At 41.3% G+C, this 16,636-nt stretch carries 13 protein-coding genes; 1 reads left to right on the top strand and 12 read right to left on the bottom strand.

Features of this window, described 5'->3' with window-relative positions:
* Positions 1-39: 39 nt before the first annotated feature.
* From NOL38_RS02010 to NOL38_RS01990, 5 genes are all read right to left on the bottom strand, one after another.
* On the bottom strand, positions 40-708 hold the full coding sequence (locus NOL38_RS02010; protein ID WP_208582779.1) for a GmrSD restriction endonuclease domain-containing protein: 669 nt from the start codon (positions 706-708) through the stop codon (positions 40-42).
* 354 nt (positions 709-1,062) lie between these two features.
* Positions 1,063-1,347, bottom strand: a complete 285-nt coding sequence (locus tag NOL38_RS02005) for a zinc ribbon domain-containing protein (RefSeq protein WP_341829388.1) — start codon at positions 1,345-1,347, stop codon at positions 1,063-1,065.
* 50 nt (positions 1,348-1,397) lie between these two features.
* Positions 1,398-3,677 (bottom strand): DNA helicase PcrA, encoded by a 2,280-nt coding sequence (gene pcrA, locus NOL38_RS02000; RefSeq protein ID WP_277941220.1) that lies wholly within the window; start codon positions 3,675-3,677, stop codon positions 1,398-1,400.
* Positions 3,678-3,805: 128 nt separating this feature from the next.
* Entirely contained in the window at positions 3,806-5,173 is a 1,368-nt protein-coding gene (gene nox, locus NOL38_RS01995) for a H2O-forming NADH oxidase (RefSeq protein WP_014638055.1), read from the bottom strand.
* Positions 5,174-5,359: 186 nt separating this feature from the next.
* Positions 5,360-5,698: an ATP cone domain-containing protein gene (locus tag NOL38_RS01990; protein ID WP_002935455.1), complete on the bottom strand. Its 339-nt coding sequence runs from the start codon at positions 5,696-5,698 to the stop codon at positions 5,360-5,362.
* Positions 5,699-5,864: 166 nt separating this feature from the next.
* Between NOL38_RS01990 and pepF the strand changes: the two genes are divergently transcribed.
* Complete coding sequence (pepF, locus tag NOL38_RS01985; protein ID WP_011922259.1) at positions 5,865-7,655, top strand: oligoendopeptidase F; 1,791 nt, start codon at positions 5,865-5,867, stop codon at positions 7,653-7,655.
* Positions 7,656-7,683: 28 nt separating this feature from the next.
* Here pepF and NOL38_RS01980 read toward each other — a convergent pair whose 3' ends face one another.
* The 7 genes from NOL38_RS01980 to NOL38_RS01950 form a co-directional block, all read right to left on the bottom strand.
* Entirely contained in the window at positions 7,684-8,286 is a 603-nt protein-coding gene (locus tag NOL38_RS01980) for an alpha/beta hydrolase (RefSeq protein WP_277941219.1), read from the bottom strand.
* Positions 8,287-8,297: 11 nt separating this feature from the next.
* Complete coding sequence (locus tag NOL38_RS01975; RefSeq protein ID WP_277941218.1) at positions 8,298-9,248, bottom strand: VOC family protein; 951 nt, start codon at positions 9,246-9,248, stop codon at positions 8,298-8,300.
* 131 nt (positions 9,249-9,379) lie between these two features.
* The gene (locus NOL38_RS01970) at positions 9,380-10,087 is read right to left on the bottom strand and encodes an MIP/aquaporin family protein (protein WP_277941217.1); all 708 of its coding nucleotides are present in this window, start codon (positions 10,085-10,087) and stop codon (positions 9,380-9,382) included.
* A gap of 13 nt (positions 10,088-10,100) precedes the next feature.
* A complete protein-coding gene (gene glpO, locus NOL38_RS01965; RefSeq protein WP_277941216.1) occupies positions 10,101-11,930 on the bottom strand; it encodes a type 1 glycerol-3-phosphate oxidase in 1,830 nt (609 codons plus the stop codon).
* A gap of 75 nt (positions 11,931-12,005) precedes the next feature.
* Positions 12,006-13,520, bottom strand: a complete 1,515-nt coding sequence (gene glpK / locus NOL38_RS01960) for a glycerol kinase GlpK (RefSeq protein ID WP_024387618.1) — start codon at positions 13,518-13,520, stop codon at positions 12,006-12,008.
* 227 nt (positions 13,521-13,747) lie between these two features.
* Positions 13,748-15,211 (bottom strand): AcpB/EbpR/MafR family transcriptional regulator, encoded by a 1,464-nt coding sequence (locus NOL38_RS01955; protein ID WP_277941215.1) that lies wholly within the window; start codon positions 15,209-15,211, stop codon positions 13,748-13,750.
* Positions 15,201-16,553 (bottom strand): NAD(P)/FAD-dependent oxidoreductase, encoded by a 1,353-nt coding sequence (locus NOL38_RS01950; RefSeq protein WP_277941214.1) that lies wholly within the window; start codon positions 16,551-16,553, stop codon positions 15,201-15,203. Before NOL38_RS01950 ends, NOL38_RS01955 begins: the two co-directional genes overlap by 11 nt.
* Between the last annotated feature and the right edge of the window lie 83 nt (positions 16,554-16,636).

Genomic DNA, 16,636 nt, shown 5'->3' with positions numbered 1-16,636 from the left:
ATAAAACTTAGAATATGAAAAATACTTTTCATTTCTTAATTAATAAAAAGGTTGCAAAACTTCATTATAAAATAAGCTAAAATTCCAAATATCATTTTGCTTAAATATATTAATAAAATCATTCTGTAGCTGTTCTTTACGACAAATTAATAACTTTTCGTAATCTTTTTCACTAATTGCATTGCTTCTAAAAACCTGATTAATATAGAAATCTTTTTCTTCGAAGCCGCGAATAATTTCTTTTTTCTCTTTAAATAGAGCCTCTTTGTATGTTGCATCGCCGTTTAAATCTCTGGAAATTAAAGTAAGATTGCCAAGACTATTTTTTACATGAGTCCTGAAACGTTTATTGCTAAATTCATCATCAAATTTACTCAATGAAAAAATATGTTCAATTTCCCACTTTTTTTCATTACCAAATCCGTAATATAGCTCAGAAAAGTTATATTTTCTACTCTCTGGTCTATATGCTCTTTCAATGCTAATTAAAATAAAACGCAGAAATTGTTTGTTATTATCAGAATAGAATTTTTTTACATTTGTTATATTTGACAAATAAGTTTCCAAATGACACTCAATTTCCTCTATGGATTGAAAACCTACTTTAACCTGATATGGTTTCCTATGTGTCTGATAAAAATCTTTCCATACATTTTCACCATAAACCGCAATAAATCTATCTTTAAAATCTTTTACTGTAATTTCCATAGCATGATTAGTATATCACATTATTGAACTTCAATCTAATGCAAATGAATCTTTTTGAAGCTCCGAAAAGTATATACCACATTTATGTTACTTTATTAAAGCCCTGAATTGGTAAATGAACTCACTCGCGATTCATTACCAAAATTATTTCGCTCACTTTTCAGTCCCACATTTAACTATTCCATCAAAATTTATGATGAAAACTATTTTGACTAACCAAAAAATACCCTTGAAACCAATCACTTCCAAGGGCATAAAATCGTTAACCGGAATCTCTCAACCCGATTATTAGGTGTAAATTCTGAGAAACTATGAGTCTTTCAGAGATAACTAAGTTTCATCTAATTACCAAGGTCAACGATTACTTTTCCACCGTTGTGTTTTCTTCAACATCAGGGGATAACTTGCTTTCATAAGAAATTTAACAAAGGCATTACCCTGACCGTTTGAAATTGCATTTTTTCCTTTGGCCAACATTTGTTCAAAGGTAATATCTGGCTCTAAAAATTCACCGTTGGCATAGCAGTACGAACAAAACAAATTAGAGTGGCTGCCGTCTTTCTCTGATCCACGAACATCTTGATCATGCAAATTTAAGGGCATGGCACAAGATTGACAAAATTTTTCCATTATTTTCATACCTCATTTTCGAAGATAGTCTATTCTATCATAAAAAAGTCTGTTTGTTTCTACTCTTCCTTACTAATCGGTGCCAGACTTGCCAGGACCTTCTTAAGTCCCATCTCTGGGAAATTGATTTTGAGTTCTTGGTTGCTGCCTGAACCTGATACTTCAAGGACTGTCCCGCGTCCCCATTTCTTGTGGACTGCGATGTCACCAACTGACCAGTTGGTGCCTGAGCTTGACGATTGGTTGCTTGATGCGAAGGGCATACTGCCTCCGAGCTTGGCAGATGGTTGTACGGATGCTTTTCGACTTTGCATGGCTTGTTGCAAACTCATGCCTTGTCCAAACTGTGTCGCTCTGCCATTGACATAAGAAGCCTTAAAGCTAGTATTGGCCGGACGGGCGAGGCCTTGATAATCAAGTAAGTCACTGGAAATTTCTCGGATAAAGCGGCTTGGTTGGTTGTAGTTGGTGCGACCGAAAAGGAGTCGAGAATTGGCATTGGTCAGGTAAAGAGTCTGCTCAGCACGGGTGATGCCTACGTAAGCCAAACGACGTTCTTCTTCCAATTCGTCCTCTTCTTCTGCTGCACGACTAAGTGGGAAGACATTTTCCTCCATACCAATCAAGAAGACAACAGGAAATTCCAGACCCTTGGCTGCGTGGAGGGTCATAAGAGTCACTTCTGAAGATTCTGTATCGCCATCATCTGTGTCAGCAATCAGTGCCAAATCAAGCAGGAAGCGTGTCAAGCGATCCAGACCTGTCTCTTCTTCCTCAACATCCTTTTCATCAAAGTTTTTGGTAACAGACAGGAATTCCTGGATGTTTTCAATGCGGGCATTTGCTTCCAGCGTATTTTGTGCTGCAAGGGCATCGATGTAGCCTGTTTGGTTCAATACTGCCTCGACTACTTGGGTAACAGTCAAGTTGTCTAATTGATTACGAAGATTATAGAGGAGATTGGCTAGGTCAAAGACTGCCTGCGCCGCCTTCCCTTTAATCGGCGACAACATAATATCCTGAGAAGCTTCTAGCAAGGACATGCTGTGGCTGGTTGCAAAATCACGGAGTTTGTCAACCGTACCAGGTCCAACGCCACGTTTTGGCTCATTGACAATACGTTCGTAGGAGATATTATCCGATGGATTTGCGATGATATTCAAATAAGAAATCACATCCCGAATTTCCTTACGGCTGTAGAACTTGGTACCACCAACCATTGTGTAAGGAATGTTGGACTTAAGCAGGGCTTCTTCAATGGTACGGGATTGGGCATTGGTCCGATATAGTACAGCAAAATCCTTATAAGCCTTGCCTTCTCGGTGCAACTGGTCAATCTGCCCTGCAACATAAATCGCCTCGTCATTCTCATCTCTGGCACGATAGTAGGTAATCAAATCCCCTTGGGCATTCTGAGTCCAAAGTTTCTTAGGACGGCGATTGCGGTTGTTTTCGATGACCTCATTGGCAGCCTGCAAGACGGTTTTAGTCGAACGATAGTTTTCCTCTAAAAGAACGACCTTGCTCTCTGGATAGTCCTTTTCAAAGTCCAGGATATTTTGCATATCCGCACCACGCCAACCATAGATAGACTGGTCCGCATCACCGACCACACAGATATTCTTGAAACGTGATGCCAGGAGCTTGACCAATTGGTACTGGGCATGGTTGGTATCCTGATACTCATCGACATGGATATACTGGAATTTCTGCTGGTAATAGGTCAGGACCTCTGGATTTTGGTCAAAAAGGCGGAGCGTCAACATAATCAAATCATCAAAGTCAACGGCCTCTGACTGTCTTAGTTCCTTTTGATAAGCCGTGTAGCATTTTGCAACAATCTGCGTGTATAGGTCGCCTGCCTGCGCTTCAAATGCCTTGTCATCAATCAAGTCGTTTTTGGCATTAGAAATAGTTCCCAGGATAGAACGTTCACTCCACTTTTTCGGATCTAGATTGAGATTTTTTAAAATCCGTTTCATGAGACTGCGTTGCTCACCTGGATCGACAATGGTAAAATTGCGATTATAACCAATATGGTCAGCATCACGACGCAAAATCCGGACACACATGGAGTGGAAGGTGGCTATCAAACAGTCTTGCGTAGCAGGATTGAGGGCGTAGGCCCGCTCCTTCATCTCACGCGCAGCCTTGTTGGTAAAGGTAATGGCCAAGATATTCCAAGGATTGACCATTTTTTCATCAATCAAGTAGGCGATGCGGTGGGTCAGGACTCGCGTCTTACCTGATCCGGCACCTGCCATAATCAAAAGCGGGCCTTCCGTTGTCTGCACCGCTTCCGCCTGTCTGTCATTCATTCCGTTTAATAATGGGTTCATTTTCTCATACTTTCTCTAAAAAATCATTCTCTCCATTATACCAAAATTTCTTTCAATAGCTAGTGCCCAAAGTGCCAGACAAAAATCAAAAAAGCCCAGAGTCATCTCTGAGCTTTTGTATTCATTAATTATTCAGCACCCAAGGCAGCTACTGTGATGTAGTTGTATGGCTTGTTGAAGTGTGGCAAGAAGAACAAGTCTGTCAAGGCCAATTTTTCGATTGTTACACCTTCTTGGATTGCCAATGAGAAGAGGTGGATACCCAATGAGATGTCTTCACGAGCAGCCATCTGCGCACCAAGGATACGACGTGAATCTTTATCGTAAACAATCTTGATAGTAACAGGGAAGTTGCCGTGCTCCATGAATTCTGGTTTTTGGTTGTCTGTTACTTCAGTAACAGCAGCGTTCAAACCAAGACGAGTAGCTTTTTCAAGTGTCAAACCAGTTGATACAAGGTTAAGACCATAGATAGAGATACCGTTAGAACCTTGTACACCGATACCTTCAAGGTCAGTGCCACAGATGTTGTGAGCTGCTACGATACCAGTACGTACTGCGTTTGAAGCCAAAGCGATGTAGCTTGTGTCGCCAGTAGCGTTGTCGTAGATAGTTGCACAGTCACCGATAGCGTAAACGCCTGGGATTGAAGTTTCTTGACGTTTGTTTACAAGGAAGGCACCATTACGGAAGCGCTCGATTCCTTCACCTGCAAATGCAGTGTTTGGACGGAAACCAACAGCCAAGATAACCATGTCAACATCGTATTCGTTCTTGTCAGTGATGATTTTCTCAACTTTACCATTACCAGCAACTTCTTTAACAGTTTCGCCAAAGGCAAGTTGAATACCATGCTCTTCCATGTTTTTAGCCATAAGGTCTGACAAGTCGCGGTCATAGTAACCAGCCAAACATGTATCCACAACGTCGATAAGGATAACTTCTTTACCTTTACGTTGGAATGCTTCCGCAAGCTCAACACCGATGTAACCAGCACCAACAACTGCTACGCGGTTGATGTCTTTGTTTTTCAATTTTTCAATAACATCTGCTGAGTTTTGGTACAATTTAACGAATTGCAAGTTTTCAAGAGTTGCTTCAAATTCAAGCGAACCTTCTTTGATTTCAGCACCTTTGATTGGTGGCAAGATAGGTTGTGAACCAGTTGCGAAAAGAAGTTTTTCAAATGATTCAACATGTTCTTGACCATTTACAAGCGCTGTAACTGTTTTGGCATCATAGTCAATGTTTGTAACAGGTGACTCCATGTATACTGTCGCGCCCAAGCTCTCCAACTCTTCTTTGTTTGAGTAGAAAAGTCCTTCAGGACCGCCAATTTGCTCACCAATCCACAAAGCCATACCACAACCCAAGAATGAAATATTTGAGTTTTGGTCAAATACAACGATTTCATTTTCTTGACCATAATTTGTCAACATAGTTTTGATTGCGGCAGTACCAGCATGGTTAGCACCGACAACAACGATTTTAGCCATAATGTAAAATCTCACTTTCGAAAATATATTTTTTTACGAACTATATTATACAATATAAATGTTACCGATTTCAAAAAATATGCTCAGAATATCACATTTTTTTTCAAAAAGTTTTTGAAATGCTATTTTCTTTAAACAATGTAAAGATATATAAAAGCAAAAAACCTAGATTTCTCTAGGTTTCTCTTAACGTACTTGTTCAAAACGCAGATGTACAATAATCTTATCGCCATAGCCGTTACGTTCCAAATCACGTTGCAAGCGATAGGAAATATAATGCTCAGCAATAGAAATATACCCTGCATCTAAAAGACGGTGTTCAACTTGCGACTGAACCATGCTAATCGTTGGTCGCTCTGTATGAGCTTCTTCCAAGTCAAGCACTACTTTCTTTGTGACCTGAGCAAGATTTTTCCGCCAAGTTTCATCAATGACATAGACTGTCTGTGCAGCTTTAATGATGGCTTGGTAGATTTTATCTGGGTCAAATTCAACAATCTCTCCACTACGTTTAATGACTTGCATAAAAGCTCCTTTCTGGTTTTCAGTAAACCCTTTCATACTTACATTATCTAGGTTTTTGTGTATTTTGTCAAGTATTCTTTTTCATAAATTTTGCCTTGGCTTATTTTCGCTGAAAGCCCTTTAGTATGATATAATGGACCTATTAAAATGAAATAAGGAGAAAATCATGACAAACGCAATGCCTAAACGTCAAGAAATTGATGTGCAATTAACCTGGGATACGGACATTTTATTTCCAACCCCTGACAACTACAAAGAAAATTTAGCAGCCTACGCTAAGCAAGTGACAGCTTTCGAATCGAATTACAAAGGTAAGCTAACTGATAAGGATACCATCGTTTCCGCCTTAACAGAATACGAAAAAATCGTTATTCTTGATAGCAGACTTTCCCACTATGCCTTCCTTCCTTTGGAAGTCGATAAGATGAATACTGAATTGGCGAGCCTGGCCAACGAATACGACCTCGTTTCTGCCAAGGCACGTCCTCAACGAGATTTCCTCTATTCAGAACTTGGTCAATTAGATGAAGCCTTTCTTCTTGAATTAAAAGAAGAACAACCACAATGGGCTGCATTCTTTGATGCTATTCTCCGTGACAAGCCGCATCAGCTTCATCCGCTACAAGAAGAACTTCTCTCAAACTTCGCCCCAACTTTTGGTCAGCCATATAATAATTACGGTGTGACCAAGTTTGAAGATATGACATTTGAAAACTTCGAGGCAAATGGCGAAACGCTCGGCAACAGCTATGTGCTCTTTGAAAATGATTATGAGCTCAGCCATGATACCGAAATCCGTCGCAATTCAGCTGCTGGTTTCTATTCAACCTTGAAGAAATACAAGAATACAACTGCAGCAACTTATTTGTCTCATATCAAGAATGAGCAAATCGAAGCTCGCTTGCGTGGATTTGACAATACGATTGACTTCCTCTTGCACAGTCAAAATGTCTCTCGTGACCTATTTGATCGTCAGATTGATGTCATCATGAAGGAATTGGCTCCTCACATGCGTCGCTATGTGAAATTGGTTGCTAAGGCTCATGGATTGGACAAGATCACACATGCTGACTTGAAAATCAGCTTGCCATCGGAATACAACCAACGCATCACACCTGAAGAATCTAAACAATTCTTGATTGACTGCCTGGGCATTCTTGGTGAAGATTATGTGAAAATGATTGAACAATCATTTGATGAGCGTTGGATTGACTTTGCTCAAAACGAAGGTAAAGCTACTGGTGGCTTCTGTGCTACTCTTTACGATGGACCATCTTACATCCTACTTTCATGGACAGGCTTGATGAACGAGGTCTTGGTATTGGCTCACGAATTGGGACATGCTGGTCATTTCCAATTGGCTAAGAAACAAAGTGTCCTCAGCTACGATCCATCCCTTTACTTCATCGAGGCGCCTTCTACTGCTAATGAAGTCTTGACATGTAACACCCTTTTGAAAAACAACCAAGACCCTGGCTTCCAGGCTTACTTGATTAGCGAGTTGATCAGCCGTACTTACTTCCACAACATGGTCACTCACTTGCTTGAAGCAGCCTTCCAACGTGAAGTCTACACTCGTTTGGACAATGAAGAATACCTCAATGGTGATATTCTCTGTCAAATCAAGTTGGATGTCATCAAGGAATTCTGGGGTGAAGACTTTGAAATCGGTGACGATGCAGGTCTTATCTGGATGCGTCAACCGCACTACTACATTGGTTTGTATCCATATACCTACTCAGCTGGTTTGACCATCGGTACTGCTATGGCGAAACAATTGGAAGAACACCCTGAAGAAGTTGTTGAAAAATGGTTGGAAACCTTGTCACTCGGTGCAAGTCTTTCTGCCCAAGACCTTGCTAAACACGCAGGTGTTGACGTTTCAACTGACCAACCACTCAAAGAAACCATCGCCTACGTTGGTTCATTGGTGGATAAATTGGAAACACTAATCTAAGACACATAAAAGACTTGAACTTATTTGTTCAGGTCTTTTTGTCTATTCTTTCTTGATACCAATCTTTGATATAGTTCAATTCATCCTGACTTAAAAAATGTCCCTTATCAAAACGAACTAGGTTGGCTTTGGGAAAAGCTGACGCTCGCCAGTCTACTACAAGATTTTCAAGAGCCATTGGGTCAATTAAAACATCATTCTGACCTAACGTAAATAAAAGTTCTGCTCTGCTATTTTCTATAGGAAATGCATAATCTAAGGCTGAGGGATGGAGTAAGATATAATTGTCCGCCAGGTTTGACTGTTTGGTCAACAAGCCCATGATAAAGTTAGCACCGTTTGAAAAACCTACGAAAGTAATCTGACGATACTCTCGGATGTCCAAGTCCTGCCAAAAATCCAGAAAAACCGACAAGCGCCTTTCAAAATCGACAAGATCCAAATGACCGTCGATCAGCGGTGCAAAGAACCGCCTTTCTCTGCCTTGGCCCCAACTGCCATCAAAGGAAAGGACAGAAGCTTTTGGATCCAACTGTTTGCGCAGAAAGTGCATGGAGTCCTTGTCTCCACCTGAACCATGAAAAAAGACTAATAGGCGGGAATTCGTCCCATCCTCGAAATGATAATTCATGCTAGTATCCTCTAGTATCGTTGTGAAAGAGATTCTTCAATTTCCTGTCGCTCCTCCTCAAAGAAACTTGGCAAAAATAGGTCTACCTGATCCAACTCTTCATTCTGAGCCGGCATTTCCGATTCGCGCTCACCAGTCATGGTTGCCACCTCAAACATAAGGTAATTCGGCGCTCGGAAGTACAAGGAATGAATGAAATCTCGATTAATGATACCAGAATGTGGACGATTGATGAGATTTAAGCGACTAATCAGGTCTTCCAAGTCGGACTCATCTAAGACACCAAATGCAATATGATGAATGGCCCCGACTCCCATCACGCTGATTGGCGACTCTTGGTCAAGTATCAAATATAGACGATGTTGGAAGGTGTTGTCAAAAAGTAGCGAAATCACTATCTTATCCTCAAAAACAAATCGATCTTCCTCGACAAAACCAAAAGTCTCTGTCAGCAAACTTAGTAATGCCTTTTCTTCACGTATTCGCATGTGAAGACTGGCAATGCCAAGAATAGCGTATTCCGACGGAATTTCATCTGTTTCATATGGAAACATTTCTCCGACTGATTTATGGTAAGTCAAGCCAAGCAGCTGTCCATCTTCATCTTGGAAATTCAGAATATGCCCATTGCCAAAAGCCTGAATTCCTTCGTTTTCCACTTCAAACTCTGTCAGTCTTTTCTGCCAGAATTCCAAGGCAGGAAAATCTTTAACCAGAAAAACAGTTCTTTCCAAACGATTGCTGCCTGATCGATGACTAGGATGATTGGGCATATCAAAAATGGTAAATTCCGTTCCAAAGTGGCCCTCTTCATCACCGAAAAAGAGATGATACATGCTTGAATCTTCTTGATTGACAGTTTTCAATGTCAATTTTAAGCCGAGAATATGATGATAAAAATGATAGGCTTGATGAATATTTCCTACCAAGCTTGAAATGTGATGAATACCTGTATTGTTCATAAGATGACCTCACTGATGTTGATAGACCTATTTTATCACTAATTATTGATAAATAACAATCTTTTGCTCACGATTGACAGTCAAGTAATAAAAAACTTCCCTAACCATTGCTGATTAGAGAAGGATATTTCTTAAAAAATGAGACCATAAAGGACAGCCGCAAGCAAGCCTCCGATGATTGGACCAACTACTGGTACCCAAGCATAGCCCCAATCTGAATCGCCCTTGTGCTTCAATGGAAGGATGGCATGCATGATACGAGGACCAAGATCACGCGCAGGGTTTAGGGCATATCCTGTTGGACCACCAAGAGAAACTCCGAGTGATACAATCAAACCACCGACGATTAAAGTGCCAATCCCTGTTGGAAAATCATACTGACCGAAAGCCAGTAATCCCAAGACCAAAACAAAGGTTCCGATTGCTTCGCTAATTGTATTGGAAACAAGGTTACGGATGGCAGGTCCAGTAGAGAAAGTTGCCAACACAGCACCAGTGTCTTCTGTTGCATCGTAGTAATCTTTGTACATGAGGTAGACCAAGATACTTCCGATAAAGGCTCCGATAAATTGTGCAAGGATATAAGGGACTACAGACCCCCATGGGAGATTTCCTGCAAAGGCCATGGCAATTGATACAGCTGGGTTGAGGTGGGCTGGGCCCAATAAACCACTCACAAAGGCTGCCATGGCTACTGCTAGACCCCAACCAATTGTGATTACAATCCAACCAGCATCCTTGGCCTTACTCTTATCTAGCACTACCCCTGCTACAACACCGTTACCAAGTAATATCAGCAAGGCAGTACCCAGTACTTCACCGATTAATTCATTTGTCATCATGCACCTCTATCTATTTTTCTTTCAAATAAGTCAAATCATTCTTAACAAGTGTATCTGCCAACAATTGTTCCTGTTGAGTAACTTCCTCTTCTGACCAAGCATAGTAAGCCGCCATTTCTTTCAAAACGTCTGGTGCCACCGCATCCAACTGCTCACGCATAAAGAGCATGTAGTTGGTACGACGGAGAAGATAGTCAACTGCGGTCAAGGTCATCTCTTCCTTCATAGCATAGTGTAGGGAAAGCAAATCACGCTTGTTCAAGCCTGAAACGGCTTCTACTTTATGGTTCAAGGCAAAGACTTTTGGCGCATTTGAGCCGTACAAGTTTGCCAAGTAAAGCGCATCATCATAGACAAGACCTTTCTTCACACCTAGTTGAGCCAGATGTTCGATTTCTTCTGCAACGTTAGCCGGGTTTAATTCACCACCAGAGACTGGGTAAGTCTTAGAATTGATGAGTTTGAAGCTGCGACCATGCTCTTCTTTGAGGATGTCTGCAACCTTTTCCATTGCTCCTTCGGCCATTTTACGGAAGTCCGTGATTTTTCCACCTGCAAGAGTCAGCAAACCATTGTCATCACGGTCAAGGGCAGAGCCACGTGATACAGCTGAAGGATCCAAGTGTTTTTCAGAAACGCTGCCTTCCAAATGTGTCAAATCATGTTCCACATCGTCACGTGTCTTTTCATTGTTCAAATAACCTTTGACCGTTTCAATCAAGCTATTAAAGCTGTCATCACTGAGTTTTCCGTTGTTGCCACCATTGTAGTCAGAAGCACCATTCCCAGACAAGAGTGGACGAAGACCTGCCCAACCGCTCTCAATGTCATCCAGGGTCAAATTTGCTTCTGGGAAGCGATTGTTGACAATATCAAGCAGGTAGTCAACATCTTCTTGGGTTACCATTGGATTTGCCAAATCACCAGTATAGTCTGTATCAGTCGTACCAAAATAGGTTTTGTTTTCACGCGGAAGGACAAAGACCATTCGACCATCCGCATGACCAGTATCAAAGTAAGTCGGCTGTGGTACAGACAAGCGAGAGCTATCGACAACTAGGTGCACACCCTTGGTCGGACGCATCTGGAGAACGCCTGAACCTTCTCCACCCAGATTACGCACTTCATCACTCCATGGTCCTGTTGTATTGATGACCAAACGCGCACGAATTTCAAATGTGCAGTCTGTCAGCAAATCACGAACGACGATACCGACAACTTTTCCAGCCTCATCTTTGATAAATTTCTCAGCTTTGACACGGCTGGCAATCAAGGCACCGTCTTTGGCTGCACGTTTGATGTTTTCAATTACCAAGCGGGCATCATTGTTACGGAAGTCCAGATAAAGACCACCACCAATCAGACCTTCTTGCTTCAAGTTTGGTTCACGTTCAAGTACTTCTTCTTTAGTCAAGACCTTATTGGCCATATCGGTATTATTGACGCCAGCCAAGAGATCATAGAGGTCCATAGCCACTTTCAAACGGAAAAGACTGAAGGTTGAACCTGGCTCGTCGTAGACTGGCAAGAGCATCGGGTCTGGCTTTGGAATATGTGGGGCAATATTTTGTACTACAGCACGTTCAGATACGGTATCCGATACTACTTCCACGTCAAATTGTTTCAAATAACGTAATCCACCATGCACCAATTTTGTTGAGCGACTGGAAGTTCCTTCTGCAAAGTCTTGCATTTCAATCAAGGCTGTTTCCATGCCACTTGCTGCTGCCTGCAAAGCCACACCAGCACCTGTAATACCACCCCCAATAATCAAGAGGTCAAGTTGACGATCCTGCATTCGCTCAATAGCTAAGCGTCTTGTTTCTTTTGAAAATTCCATACGATTCACTTCCTAACTTTCGAATAGGACTGTCTAGCAAGAGGAAAGCCTTCTTTCCCCTAGCTAACAAGTCCTTTATTGCTCTTCATCCACTTCTGCAAATAGTTGAGTTGCTGCGACAGCTTTTTTCCATCCCTTGTAAAGTTGTTCTTTACGAGCTTCGTTCATGGTTGGTTGGAAGGATTGGCCGACAGCGTTGAGTTCTTTCAATTCATCCAAATCTTTCCAGAAACCAACTGCCAAACCTGCTAAGAATGCTGCTCCAAGAGCTGTAGTTTCAAGGTTTTGAGCGCGTGCGATTTCAATACCCAAAATATCTGCTTGGAATTGCATGAGGAGGCTGTTCATAGCTGCACCACCGTCAACCTTCAAGACAGAAATATCAATACCTGTATCCAATTGCATGGTATCAATGACATCACGAACTTGGTAGGCAATGGATTGAAGAGTTGCTTTGACAAAGTCTTCTTTAGTCGTACCACGAGTGAGACCAAAGACTGAGCCACGCGCATCTGAGTTCCAATACGGAGCACCAAGTCCAGTAAAGGCTGGAACAACATAGACTTCATCATTGCTGGTAGACTTACGAGCAAGCTCTTCTGACTCAGGTGATGTAGTCACCATTCGCATGCTGTCACGGAGCCATTGAACCGCCGAACCGGCGATAAAGATAGATCCTTCAAGCGCATAGTAAACTTTTCCGTTGATTCCATAGCCAATTGTTGTGAGAAGGTTGTTCTGTGATAACTGCATCTCTTCACCTGTATTCATCACGATGAAGGAACCAGTTCCGTAAGTATTTTTCACCATACCTGGCTCAAATGCCAATTGTCCAAATAGGGCAGCCTGTTGGTCACCTGCCATGCCAGAGATTGGCACTTCTGCGCCATAGAAATGGAATGGAGCTGTTGTGCCGTAAACTTCAGAGTTTGAACGAACTTCCGGCAGCATGGCTTTTGGAATATTGAGAAGAGATAAAATTTCATCATCCCATTTCAACTCTTCAATGTTGTAGAGCATGGTACGAGCTGCGTTGGAGTAATCCGTCACATGGCATTTCCCATCAGTCAATTTCCAAACCAACCAAGTATCAATGGTACCGAAGAGAATCTCACCTTTTTCAGCACGTTCCTGCGCTCCAGGGACTTGATCCAAAATCCAACGAACTTTGGTTGCTGAGAAGTAGGCGTCGACTACAAGTCCAGTCTTTTGATGAATCATATCTGCATGACCATCCGCCTTCAGCTGGTCAGCAATATGAGCTGTTTGACGAGATTGCCAGACAATCGCATTGTAGATTGGAAGTCCTGTTTCCTTATCCCAAACAACGGTTGTTTCACGCTGGTTGGTAATACCAATTCCTTCAATCTGATCAGGACGAACACCGCTTTCGATAAAGGACCCTGCAATCACAGACTGAACAGAATTCCAAATTTCATTGGCGTTATGTTCAACCCAACCTGGTTTCGGGAAAATTTGCGTAAACTCTTTTTGGTAACTGCCAACCTTTTCACCTTTTTTATTGAAGATAATGGCACGTGAACTTGTAGTTCCTTGGTCAATTGCCATGATGTATTTTTCAGTAGACATAGGTCTCCCTCCTGTTTGTTTATCTTTTTTGAAAACGCTTCCGTTTTCCTGGTAATTCTATTCTAACCCATTCTTGTGAATTTTTCCTATCATTTTTTTCAAAAAAATAAAAAAATCTGATAAGCAGTGGCTAGAAAGATGATTCTATCAACTGTTATCAGAGTTTATAAAATATTTTTTTAAGGTTAAATGCACTTACATTTTTCACAAAGACTATCTGACATCATCTAGCGATGCTCGATAGGAAAAGAAGTTTTGGTCGCCATAATCTCTGATTGACAGGACTTTTGATGATATATATCCTGTATCCATGCCTTTAATTGTACGATGTCTTGGATTTTCAATCGATTTCCTAGGCAATAAACTGGAATGATTGTATTTTCGAGGTAATCTGTAATGATCAAATCATAGTCATATCCTGCTTGATATGGTTCAATAAGAACCTGACGATTGCCTTCTAACTTCTCCCTTAGTTGCAACAAGAGAGGATAGGATAGAACCTCATGTAGGGTAGAAGCAAAAGCAACCTTGACCTGTATAGGCTGGACCTGGCTAAAATAAATATACAAATCCGCAATATTTGTCAGATAAGAGTTCCTTATTTCTTTATCGACTTTTCTATGAAAAACTGATTTATAGACATCTTTTAGCAAGTCTTCTGCTTCTGGATAGAAACTAGAAGCTTCTACTTCTTCCAGTTCAACGGAAGAATAAAAGAAATATAGCTGGCTCATAATTTGGTTCAGATGATAGAGTGCTTCTTCTGAGACTGGTAAATTTTCCTCAAAATATAACCGTAATTTCTGAAGAGCCAAAGAGGTAGCTTCCATAATCGGCCCACCGAAACCAAGAACCTGCTCTAATTGATGCGGCGCTAAAATGAAATGGCTAAACAGGAAAGCAAACAACGCCATAATCTCCCCTTCTTGGAAAGAGGTGGATTGTTGCTGACTTAGTGTAAAATACATCTTTCTCAAACGTCGGTAAAACTTATGTTCTTGATAGGATTCCATCAATTTGTAAAGGTGCTTAAAATCTAGCTGTCGTAATCGAGAGCGTTGCTGTGAAATCATTAACCACAACAACAGACGATGGGCTTGCTTAGGATTGAGCGGTGATTGATAGAAGCGTTCAAAAACCGGCAATAAGGCCTCTATTTTCCCTAGCATAAACTCTTCTTGTAATTCCGCTCTCGTAGTAGTCAAACTCAACATTTGATGTAAAAAGTACCGTATTTGAAGCTCACTACCTTTTAGACGACCACTCTTGATTCCAATACCAAATTCTGCCAATATCTGGTTCAAAGAGGCAAGATGGCGATTCAGAGTCGCTTCGCTTATCAGCAATTCTTGAGCCAGCTGTTGAATAGAAACCTCTTCCTTATCAGATAAATATATAATAATTTGATATTTGGTACTGGTTTGACAGAGATAGGCTAGGATACGATGAAGACTCAAACTGGCCTTTTTCTTCAAAAAGACCCTTTCATCTTCAAGTTGAAAAGAGAGTCCCAAGTCGGTTACTTCTGCTTCTTCATTGAAAGATACAATATAGCGAAGAAGAGTTGATTTTGACAATTCTAAATAGGGACAAATATCCTTTACTGATGGCGCCTCTTTCCTATCTTCTAAGTAGAGGAGGAGTTGATAAATGGCGCGCTCCCGCTTTTCCAATAAGGAATCAATCCGCATAGACACCCTCCCCATCAACCTGATAAAATTGCCGAATATACTCTTGAGCGGCCTCTACGATGAAGGGGACCAGAGGAGTATTTCCAGGAAGACAGAGCCAAGAATGTTCTACCAAGTCAAAGACGGTCAAATCCTTTGAAATCGCAAGAGACAGTGCATCCATCTGTTCAATATAATCTGCAGTAGAAACGAGTTGTCCCCCTATGATGCGCCCACTCGTTTCTTCGACAATCAGCTTGAAATCTACTAAAGTTGGTTCCCACTGGCTATATGACCTTCTAATCCGAATCGATTTACTCTCCAACCACAAGCTCGCCTCACTCTCGGTCAAGCCAAGGCTAGTTATATAATAGCCAAATACATGACTAGAAACAACCCGCTGGGCTCTCTTAATAGGAGCAATCCTCTTTTGCAAATTTCGAGCAGCCATCCTCCCTGTCATAATCGCATGATGAATCATCGGAAGATATGCCTGACCAAAATAATCTACTGGGAGACTGACCAAATCACCTACAGCAAAAATATTCTCTTGACTTGTTTCAAGAAACTCATCCACCCATACAGTCCCTTCAGCAGTCACTTTTAGCCTGTCTTTCACTAGCTGAATATTGGGCGTCAAATTGGTGGATGGCAAGACTAAATCAGCTGGATAATTACCTGTGACTGTATAGCAAACCAGCTGTTCTTCCTGAGTATCAATCGTTATCTGATTGACTGTTTCGGATAAATGAAGTTGGATTCCTCTTTTTTCCATCTCTTGACGAATCGGCGCAATCATATCCTCATCAACGTACTTTGCAAGGAGTGAATCTTGCGCCTCAAACACATGCAAATTCAAATCCAACTGGCTAAGAGCATCCAAGCTTTCCAAACCAATCTGTCCTGCTCCAATCACTGCAACTGTTTTTGCATCTGTCAATTTCTCTATACTAGCTTGTGCTTGAGATAGCGTTTTTGAGCGAATTAGATAGTCTTGAAGTTCTTCCGTTCCCCATTCCCATGTTTGACTAGCTCCCATAGCCAATATTAGCCGGTCATAAATAATATCACCTATATCTTGATGATGCCGTATCTTTACCTTTCGCATTTCGGGATAAACTGCGAGACATTCTGTTTCAAGAAGACAAGAAATAGCTGCATGCTGCACCTCACTGAACAAAGAAATCTTCGCTTCTTCCCAACCAGAAATTTTTCCTGCCACTTTCCAATTCAAGGTATTTGGAAAGTAAGCCACATCTTTTTCTCTATCAATTAGTGTTATCTGAGCATTCTGATACAATTTTCGACATTCCAAAGCTGCGCTTAAACCAGCAAAGGAGGAACCTATAATAACAATATTCATACTTAATCCTTTTATCGTTTTTAGTCATTATATCAAGAATGACAAAAAAATGAAAAGGCTTGCAACTAAAAAGCACACCAGAT

It is taken from the genome of Streptococcus suis (assembly GCF_029616525.1).
GTDB lineage: Bacteria > Bacillota > Bacilli > Lactobacillales > Streptococcaceae > Streptococcus > Streptococcus suis_AF.
Note: the sequence above shows the minus strand (reverse complement) of the source record. Positions and strands in the feature narration are given on the sequence as shown.